At 59.5% G+C, this 6,000-nt stretch carries 4 protein-coding genes and 4 pseudogenes; 5 read left to right on the forward strand and 3 right to left on the reverse strand.

The window, feature by feature from the left end; genetic code table 11:
* The first annotated feature begins 33 nt into the window (after nt 1–33).
* From NCT03_RS16375 to NCT03_RS16385, 3 genes are all read left to right on the forward strand, one after another.
* A complete protein-coding gene (locus NCT03_RS16375; RefSeq protein WP_250493156.1) occupies nt 34–1,038 on the forward strand; it encodes a LysR family transcriptional regulator in 1,005 nt (334 codons plus the stop codon).
* Nucleotides 1,039–1,523: 485 nt separating this feature from the next.
* Complete coding sequence (locus NCT03_RS16380) at nt 1,524–3,095, forward strand: methyl-accepting chemotaxis protein (protein ID WP_250465546.1); 1,572 nt, start codon at nt 1,524–1,526, stop codon at nt 3,093–3,095.
* A 178-nt stretch (nt 3,096–3,273) separates the two neighbouring features.
* Nucleotides 3,274–3,579 carry an SDR family NAD(P)-dependent oxidoreductase gene (locus NCT03_RS16385; protein ID WP_250493157.1) on the forward strand — a complete coding sequence of 102 codons (306 nt, stop codon included), beginning with the start codon at nt 3,274–3,276 and terminating at the stop codon, nt 3,577–3,579.
* Here NCT03_RS16385 and NCT03_RS16390 read toward each other — a convergent pair.
* Nucleotides 3,531–3,749: pseudogene (locus NCT03_RS16390) on the reverse strand (transposase zinc-binding domain-containing protein); the annotation flags it as partial. The gene NCT03_RS16385 and the pseudogene NCT03_RS16390 sit on opposite strands and share 49 nt — an antisense overlap.
* Before the next feature lie 214 nt (nt 3,750–3,963).
* Between NCT03_RS16390 and NCT03_RS16395 the strand changes: the two are divergent.
* Both NCT03_RS16395 and NCT03_RS34120 read left to right on the forward strand, forming a co-directional pair.
* Nucleotides 3,964–4,788 (forward strand): tyrosine-type recombinase/integrase, encoded by an 825-nt coding sequence (locus NCT03_RS16395; protein ID WP_250465542.1) that lies wholly within the window; start codon nt 3,964–3,966, stop codon nt 4,786–4,788.
* Between the two features lie 237 nt (nt 4,789–5,025).
* A pseudogene (locus NCT03_RS34120) lies at nt 5,026–5,159 on the forward strand (flavin reductase family protein); the annotation flags it as partial.
* A 76-nt stretch (nt 5,160–5,235) separates the two neighbouring features.
* On the opposite strand, the pseudogene NCT03_RS16405 reads toward NCT03_RS34120, so the two are convergent.
* Both NCT03_RS16405 and NCT03_RS16410 read right to left on the reverse strand, forming a co-directional pair.
* A pseudogene (locus NCT03_RS16405) lies at nt 5,236–5,582 on the reverse strand (SOS response-associated peptidase family protein); the annotation flags it as partial.
* Nucleotides 5,583–5,623: 41 nt separating this feature from the next.
* A pseudogene (locus tag NCT03_RS16410) lies at nt 5,624–5,926 on the reverse strand (integrase core domain-containing protein); the annotation flags it as partial.
* Between the last annotated feature and the right edge of the window lie 74 nt (nt 5,927–6,000).

Genomic DNA, 6,000 nt, shown 5'->3' on the forward strand with positions numbered 1-6,000 from the left:
CCGGAACAAATGAACGCATGAAGGTGCTCACACATGAAACCGACACCCCTGATCGAAACGCACGCACTGCGCATCTTTCTCACGATGGCCGACGAGCGCAACATGTCGCATGCGGCGAAGCGGCTCGGCATCAGTCAGTCCGCGGTATCGCAGACCATCCGCAATCTCGAGAATCAGATCGGCGCCATTCTGGTGAACCGGGGCGCGCGGCCCGTCACGCTGACCGCCGCGGGCACCATGCTCGCCTCGCGTGGGGCGGAACTGATCGACGCGCTGGTCGATCTCGGACAGAACGTCGCCGATTGCGCGCAAGGGGTGAAACCGGACATCCGTCTTGGTCTGGTCGATTCGTTCGCGGCGACCTGCGGCAGTCAGACCGCGCGTGCGCTGGCCGCGCGCACGACGCGGCTGGCCGTGTGCACGGGACTGTCTTTCGGACTGGAGCAAAAGCTGCTTCGCCGCGAACTTGATCTCATCGTGTCGTCGCAGTCGATGCTCGAAAAGAATGCCATCGTTCGGCGCACGCTGTTGACCGAGCGATTCGTCGCGATGATCCCTAAAGCGCTTTATAACGGGCAATCGCGCGTGTCCGACCTGCTGAAGCTGTGCAGGGTGTCGCCGCTGATTCGTTTCGATCAGCAGTCTCATATCGGCATACAGATCGAGGAGATCGTGCGCGCTCACGCCATTCAATCCGCCGCACTGCTGGAATTCGATACGTCCGACACGCTCACGTCGATGGTCGCGGGCGGACTCGGCTGGGCAATTACGACCCCACTCTGCGCGCTGCAAGCGAGACATCTTACGAATCAGATTAGATTTGCGGCCATCGACGAGTTCGATACGCGCCGGTCGCTTTATCTGCTTTCTCGCGCGGAACTGTACACGGCGTTTTTGCGGGAGGCGTTCGACGATATCCAAAGCATCCTGATCGACGACCTGCTGCCACGCCTTCGGTCTCTCGACCCAGTGCTTAAGAGGTGCATTGACGTGCGCGTCGACAATCACGCGCCACAGTCCAGTCCACCGCTGGCTTGAAGTCGTTTCGAACGTCCGCTTACTGACTAGAACCGACGCCCGAATGTCCGGGCGTCGGCGCAAACGAACGACCCTTTCTGGCCGAACTCAGTCAGATCTGGTCCGTCGGGTGACGCTCCGGATTCAATTCAGCAACGCAGCATGTAGACAATAGTATTCCTAAGCTTCGGCTGATAAGACGGCGTTATGTCAACCGGCCGGTAATGGCGGAAATTCTAACGCAGGCCGCTTTATATGGGTTCATCCCATAACAGGTTTACGGCGTGTTTTCTCGAAGCTTTAAGTTCAGGCGCACTGCTGCTCCACCGCGCGCTCCGAGACCCTTCGAGCTGCGTCGCGCGCCGCCCTTTTCCACACTCTTAAGCGTAAAAACCCTAAAGAATTTGTGGGTACATGCCGTTACCGATGGGTAACGTAAATGGATGAAAAGCGCGCCCGCCACCTAACGGTGCGTCGCGTTCCAGAAGAGAGAAAGGACACATCAAATGCGCAACAACCAGCCTGTCACACAGCACGAATACGATTTCCCATCGACGGAAATGCTTGTCTCGGCGACCGATCTTTCTGGAAATATCAAGTATTGCAATCCGGCTTTCATCGACGTATCCGGCTATTCGCGCGACGAACTCATTGGCCAGCCGCACAACCTGATCCGCCACCCCGACATGCCGCGCGAGGCCTTCGCCGACATGTGGACGACCATCTGCGGCGGCCGGCCCTGGACGGCGCTGGTCAAGAACCGCCGCAAAAATGGCGATTTCTACTGGGTTCGCGCGAACGTGACGCCGGTTATCGAACACGGCAAGGCGGTGGGTTTCCTGAGCGTGCGCGTCAAGCCCGGCCGCGACGAAGTAGCGAGCGCCGACGCGTGGTACGCACGTATGCGAGCCGGCGCGATGGGGTCGCTGCGTCTTCAGCAAGGCGTGCTTGTGCGCCGCGGGATCCTGGGCAAGCTCGGGGCATTGATGCACATGCCCGTGGCCAAACGCGTCGCGCTCGGTTATGCAAGCGCGCCGCTTGCAGTACTGGCGAGCGGACTGGTTGCGTATAACGGCGCGCCGCCGCTGCCGTTGTGGTTCGCCTTTGGCGTGAGCGCATTGGTGAGCGCGTTCGGCTGGGCCAGCGTGTCGCGCCAGATCGGCGCGCGCGTGGGCGCAATGTCCGGTTACGCGTCACGCATGGCGGCAGGCGACCTGACGGTATCGATGGAAGCCGGCAAGCGCGACGACCTCGGCGAAGTTCAGCACGCGCTCAACCAGCTCAAGGCGAATCTGTCGGCCATCGTGCTGGACGTGCGTGGACAGATTGGCGGAATGATGGACGCGGCGCGCGAAATCTCCAGCGGGAATATGGATTTGTCGCGACGCACCGAGTTACAGGCGGCTTCGCTCGAGCAAACGGCCGCGACCATGGACCAGTTGACCAGCACCGTGACGGGCAACGCGGATGCAAGTGTACGGGCGCTCGAACTCGTGAAGGAAGCGCAGACGGCAGCGAGCGATGGTGGCAAGATCGCCATTCGCGTTGAGGAAACCATGGCGGGGATCAACACGGCGTCGCAGCGGATCGCGGACATCACCGGCGTGATCGATGGCATTGCCTTCCAGACCAATATCCTCGCGTTGAACGCGGCGGTTGAAGCGGCGCGCGCGGGCGAAGCCGGCCGCTCGTTCGCAGTGGTCGCAACCGAAGTGCGCAACCTGGCCCAGCGCTGCGCGGCATCGGCGAGAGAGATCAAGGTCGTGGTCGAGACGAGCGTTGCGCAGATCGCGGAAGGCACGGATCTCGTGTCGCGCACGACCAGCCAGATGCGCGCGATCGATGCCGCCGTGCATCGTGTATCGGCGATCATTTCGGAAGTGGCGAACGCGAGCAGCGAGCAGGCCGAAGGCATCCGGCAGGTCAACCAGGCGGTCGCGCATCTGGATGGATCGACCCAGCAGAACGCCGCATTGGTCGAGCAGGCGGCTGCGACGGCGCTGCGGCTCGCCGAACGCGCGGACGTGCTCGATGAAGCGGTAAGGCTTTTTACCATGAAGGAAGCGGCGGCGGTTTGATGCAGGCTCACGGCGCGCGGAAGCTGCAAGCGGCCCGCGCCGATAGAGCGTAGCCTTGACGGCCCGGCACAACACGGCATGAAAAGGACAGACGCATGACACAGCTTTTCGATCTGAGCGGCCGCACGGCGCTTGTCACCGGTTCCGCGCGCGGATCGGCTTCGCGCTCGCCGAAGGATTGGCGAATGCGGGCGCGCGCGTAATCGTCAACGGAACGCGGGCCGACGCCGTGAACGAAGCAGTCTCGCGTCTGGCGAACAAAGGACTGAATGCGCAAGGCCACGCATTCGATGTCACGAACGAACAGGCCGTGCACGACGCCTTTGCGGATTGGGACAGGCAAGGCGTGCAGGTCGACATTGTCGTCAACAATGCCGGCATCCAGTTTCGAAAGCCGCTTGTCGAGCTTGAACTAAGCGACTGGCAACGCGTGATCGATACCAATCTCACGATCTCGGCCGCAATGTCGAACAGCAGCCCGTAGATGACGCGCTTGTTGTACCAGGCGATCGCACTGATCGGTGCGGGAAGCGTGAAGACGACGTGATAGTACTCCACCGTCAGCAGGTCGGCCTCGCGCGCTTCGAGCCAGCGGCGTGCGGCATTGCCCTGACACTTCGGGCAATGGCGATTCCGACATGTAATGGAGTGAACTCCATGACGTGTCTTATGCGGAGTCCTGTCTAACTGGGAGTTGCAGATCAGGCTCGGCGCTAAACCCACCGGCTGTATCTGATTTTGTATCTGGCTGTTCGCCATTTAACACCCCATAAAATCGCGGTCCTCTTTTGCTATGGTGGCTTGGCCTTCCCTGGCAACCCTCATAGGAGGATGTGATGCTGGACACCTACCTGGTAGCACCGAAACCTTGAAACGTCTGCGCTCGGGACCGAGCGGAGTCTTCATCGACAACTTTGCTGATGCACTCGAGCGAGACGGATACTCTGAAGCGAGTGCCATACGTTACCTGCGAGCTGCCAATCATCTTGGTCGCTTCATGCTGGCACACAGCGGTACCCTGGCCGATACGAGCCCACAGACCCCGGAAATCTTCTTTCGTCATCTGCCAACCTGCACTTGCCCGGAAGCAAACGGAGGCAAGACCAACCACCACGTCTATTTCGGCGTCAAACGCTTTCGCGAATACTTGATCGAGATTGGCGTCTGCCAGGACAACAAACCTTCGATTGCAGAGATTCGGGAGGCAGCAATCGTGGGTGGTTTCCGGCAATGGTTGCAAAAGCACCGAGGTGCGAAAGAGCCGACCATTCGGCTCTACGGTCGTGATGCCGCAGTGATGCTGAAGGTGCTTGGTGACGTCAACGAGTGGGAGCCGAAGCAAATACGCACGTTCCTGCTGAACAGTGCTTGCAGTTGCGGCGCTGGTACCGCTGAGAAGCGGATCACCAGCGCGCGAGCCTTCTTACGTTACCTCGGTGTTCACGACCTGTGTCGGCCCGGTCTCGACCAGGCGGTTCCGTCGTTGGCACATTGGCGCTTGGCGTCGCTGCCAAGGTGCCTGACTGGTGACGAAGTTGACCGCCTGACCGCCGCATGCGACGGCGATTCATCCGGGCGCCTTCGCGATCGCGCGATTGTCCTGTTGTTGGTGCGACTCGGGGTTCGCGCGGGTGACCTAGCGAACCTTCGCATCAACGACATCGAGTGGGAGACCGGGACGCTAGTGTCTTAGGAAAGGGACGCTATGAAGTTCGCCTTCCGCTGCCACAGGATGCTGGCGAGGCAGTTCTGCGGTATCTCGAGTCGCGATCTCGAATTGCCGGCGGCGACTGAGATTTTGCGCCACGGGCTGCCCCTCGCGCAGATCGGCCTAATCCTGAGGCATCGCGGCATCGATACCACCGCCTATTACGCCAAGGTTGACGTCGCGCTGCTCAAACAGATCGCCCAACCATGGCCTGAGGTGACGAATCGAATCGATCCGGATAAGTGGTCGCCGTTGATTATGAATTTCCAAAAGTTTTATGGTCTTAGCAAACAGAAGTATACGTCCCGATTGCGGAAATACCGGAACGGGCGTACGAGGCACTTTCCAAAGTGTGATGCGAACACTTGCTATGTCGTGTCATCTTGCTTAAAACCAATTCCACAAGCAAGTTAAGCTGCGCATTGGCGAGATCTAAGCGGCAAGTCGATGCTCATAGTATGGCCGGTCCCGATCATCAAGAATGGCGTACAACGCCTCCAGATTTGATCCATCGGGCTTCAGCCACGCTTCGACGTTCTCCGGCTTGATCGGAGTGATGCAACGATCGTGACCCGCAGCCTCGATCTCGGGCGGCGGCTCATCGATGATTGCGGCGAATGAAAGCAAGCTGATTGACCGGGCGCTCTCCAGTGCGACCATAAACACGCGACGAACATTAATTGGCCGTTGCTGGGACGAAATTCCAAGACGAGGTTCTCGTCTTGCTCGTGCGTCTCAAGCAGCGTGTTCTCGTACCGCGCACGCTTGACATTTTCGTAGCTGAAGCGCACCGGGAACTTCGGAGACGGTTTTGCTGGAGTTACGCTGCCATCGGCATTCCAGCGATTTGCTCATAGTAGCGGGCTTCCGCTTCGGCCGGCGGGATGTTGCCGATCGGCTCAAGTAGGCGTCGATGATTAAACCAGTCCACCCATTCAAGCGTGGCGAGTTCAACCGCCTGCACGTTACGCCATGGTCCGCGACGATGAATAACTTCTGCCTTGTAAAGGCCGTTGATCGTTTCGGCGAGTGCGTTATCGTATGAATCTCCGACGCTGCCGACTGACGGTTCGATTCCTGCTTCGGCTAGACGCTCCGTGTACCGAATTGAAACGTATTGGGCGGATTCAACCGGTCGTCGCAACACTGGATTGTTGAACAGATTTTAGGTATTCGTCCAGAGCTTCTGCAGGCGTC

The organism is Caballeronia sp. GAWG1-1, assembly GCF_023631465.1.
Taxonomy (GTDB): Bacteria; Pseudomonadota; Gammaproteobacteria; order Burkholderiales; family Burkholderiaceae; genus Caballeronia.